The sequence below is a fragment of the Flagellimonas beolgyonensis genome (assembly GCF_003992615.1).
In the GTDB taxonomy this organism is placed as follows: Bacteria; Bacteroidota; Bacteroidia; order Flavobacteriales; family Flavobacteriaceae; genus Flagellimonas; species Flagellimonas beolgyonensis.
Map to the genome: position 1 here is coordinate 629,179 of NZ_RZMY01000006.1, position 2,691 is coordinate 631,869.

Here is a 2,691-nt window from a genome sequence, read left to right on the forward strand (position 1 = left end):
CTTGCCTGTACCGGGCTGTCACCGTCTACGGCCCCTCTTTCCAAAGGGTTCCAGTTCGTCGCGCAAAGAATATCGCGGTCCTACAACCCCAACATTGCCGGAACAACATTGGTTTGGGCTAATCCGATTTCGCTCGCCACTACTCTCGGAATCACTTTTGTTTTCTCTTCCTCCGCCTACTTAGATGTTTCAGTTCAGCGGGTTCGCCCACCTTGCGGTGTGACTGGCCTTCAACCAGCCGGGTTGCCCCATTCGGACACCCACGGATCAATGCTCATGTGCAGCTCCCCGTGGATTTTCGCAGCTTATCGCGTCCTTCGTCGCCTCTGAGAGCCCAGGCATCCCCCATACGCCCTTCTTTTGCTTGTCGCACCTGTACCTAAGTACAAATGCCCTCTCGTAATCCTTATATATTCTATTCTACTTCGTGTTTCTTCTTTTGACTTCGCCATGATGGTAAAACCATCACGCTCCGTCCCAATATGTCAATGAACTTTCTGGCACACCGCCACACCGATCGGTGGACGGCACTTGCCGTGGTGGAGAATAAGGGAGTCGAACCCTTGACCTCCTGCGTGCAAGGCAGGCGCTCTAGCCAGCTGAGCTAATTCCCCAGTCTAGTTGATTGTTGTTCGTTGTTCGTTGATCGTAATCTCCATCAACCATCAACCAAGAACCAACAACTGGTGTCTCAACTTCCAGAATTTCCTATTCAATACTTTTTTAAAGAACTTTTATAAACCTTGAACCCAAAACTCAAAACTTATAACCGCGGCTTCGCCGCTTCCGTAGTCTCAGGCAGACTCGAACTGCCGACCTCTACATTATCAGTGTAGCGCTCTAACCAGCTGAGCTATGAGACTGTCTTGGCCTTTTCTTGCCAGTATATCAACAAACATATCATAAACGACAGCACAAAGATAAAAGGACCACCTCGTGCGGGACCCCCGTCTCCGGGCGTCTCTTTCTCTAGAAAGGAGGTGTTCCAGCCGCACCTTCCGGTACGGCTACCTTGTTACGACTTAGCCCTAGTTACCGATTTTGCCCTAGGCCGCTCCTCGCGGTGACGGACTTCAGGCACTCCCGGCTTCCATGGCTTGACGGGCGGTGTGTACAAGGCCCGGGAACGTATTCACCGGATCATGGCTGATATCCGATTACTAGCGATTCCAGCTTCACGGGGTCGAGTTGCAGACCCCGATCCGAACTGTGACCGGTTTTGTAGATCCGCGCCCCCTTGCGGGGTGGCTTCCCTCTGTACCGGCCATTGTAGCACGTGTGTGGCCCAGGACGTAAGGGCCGTGATGATTTGACGTCGTCCCCACCTTCCTCACGGTTTGCACCGGCAGTCCCGTTAGAGTCCCCATCTTTACATGCTGGCAACTAACGGCAGGGGTTGCGCTCGTTATAGGACTTAACCTGACACCTCACGGCACGAGCTGACGACAACCATGCAGCACCTTGCAGGCAGTCCGAAGAAAGGGATGTCTCCACCCCATGCAGCCTGCATTTAAGCCCTGGTAAGGTTCCTCGCGTATCATCGAATTAAACCACATGCTCCACCGCTTGTGCGGGCCCCCGTCAATTCCTTTGAGTTTCATTCTTGCGAACGTACTCCCCAGGTGGGATACTTATCACTTTCGCTTGGCCACGGAGACCGAGGTCCCCACAGCTAGTATCCATCGTTTACGGCGTGGACTACCGGGGTATCTAATCCCGTTCGCTACCCACGCTTTCGTCCATCAGCGTCAGTACATGGTTGGTCACCTGCCTTCGCGATCGGTGTTCTATGTGATATCTATGCATTTCACCGCTACACCACATGTTCCGGCAACCCCACCATGACTCAAGACCTGCAGTATCAAAGGCAATTTTATGGTTGAGCCACAAACTTTCACCCCTGACTTACAGGCCCGCCTACGGACCCTTTAAACCCAATGATTCCGGATAACGCTCGGACCCTCCGTATTACCGCGGCTGCTGGCACGGAGTTAGCCGGTCCTTATTCTTACGGTACAGTCAGCCGCCTACACGTAGGCGGGTTTCTTCCCGTATAAAAGCAGTTTACAACCCATAGGGCCGTCATCCTGCACGCGGCATGGCTGGATCAGTCTTCCGACCATTGTCCAATATTCCTCACTGCTGCCTCCCGTAGGAGTCTGGTCCGTGTCTCAGTACCAGTGTGGGGGATCCCCCTCTCAGGGCCCCTAACCATCGTTGCCTTGGTAAGCCGTTACCTTACCAACTAGCTAATGGTACGCATGGCCATCCCTGTCCGATAAATCTTTAACCGCAATATCATGCGATATCGCGGTACCATGGGGCATTAATCCAAGTTTCCCTGGGCTATTCCCCTGACAGGGGCAGGTTCCATACGCGTTCCGCACCCGTGCGCCGGTCGCCGGCGGATAAGCAAGCTTATCCCCGCTGCCCCTCGACTTGCATGTGTTAGGCCTGCCGCTAGCGTTCATCCTGAGCCAGGATCAAACTCTTCATTGTATTTCCTTGAATGTCTGTCCGACACCCGGAAAACCGAAGTCCCCGCATCAAAATGGTTCTTATTCTCTTTACGCTGTCGTTACAATATGTATATGAACTTCTTCTTCAATTTTTCCGAAAAAAAATTGGCCAAATGACCAAATCCCCTCTCGAAAACAACCCAGCCTCATCAGCTAAGCGGGTGCAAATATA

At 52.7% G+C, this 2,691-nt stretch carries 2 tRNA genes and 2 rRNA genes (1 of these 4 only partly in view); all 4 read right to left on the reverse strand.

From position 1 onward, the window contains the following. Window positions 1-371, reverse strand: a 23S ribosomal RNA gene (locus tag EO131_RS06415) (it extends 2,447 nt beyond the left edge of the window). Between the two features lie 166 nt (window positions 372-537). After that, window positions 538-614: transfer RNA gene (locus tag EO131_RS06420), tRNA-Ala, on the reverse strand. 175 nt (window positions 615-789) lie between these two features. Next, a tRNA-Ile gene (locus EO131_RS06425) sits at window positions 790-863 on the reverse strand. A gap of 110 nt (window positions 864-973) precedes the next feature. Further along, a 16S ribosomal RNA gene (locus EO131_RS06430) occupies window positions 974-2,499 on the reverse strand. The 16S and 23S rRNA genes sit together here with 2 tRNA genes alongside, the layout of an rRNA operon. Window positions 2,500-2,691: the final 192 nt, after the last annotated feature.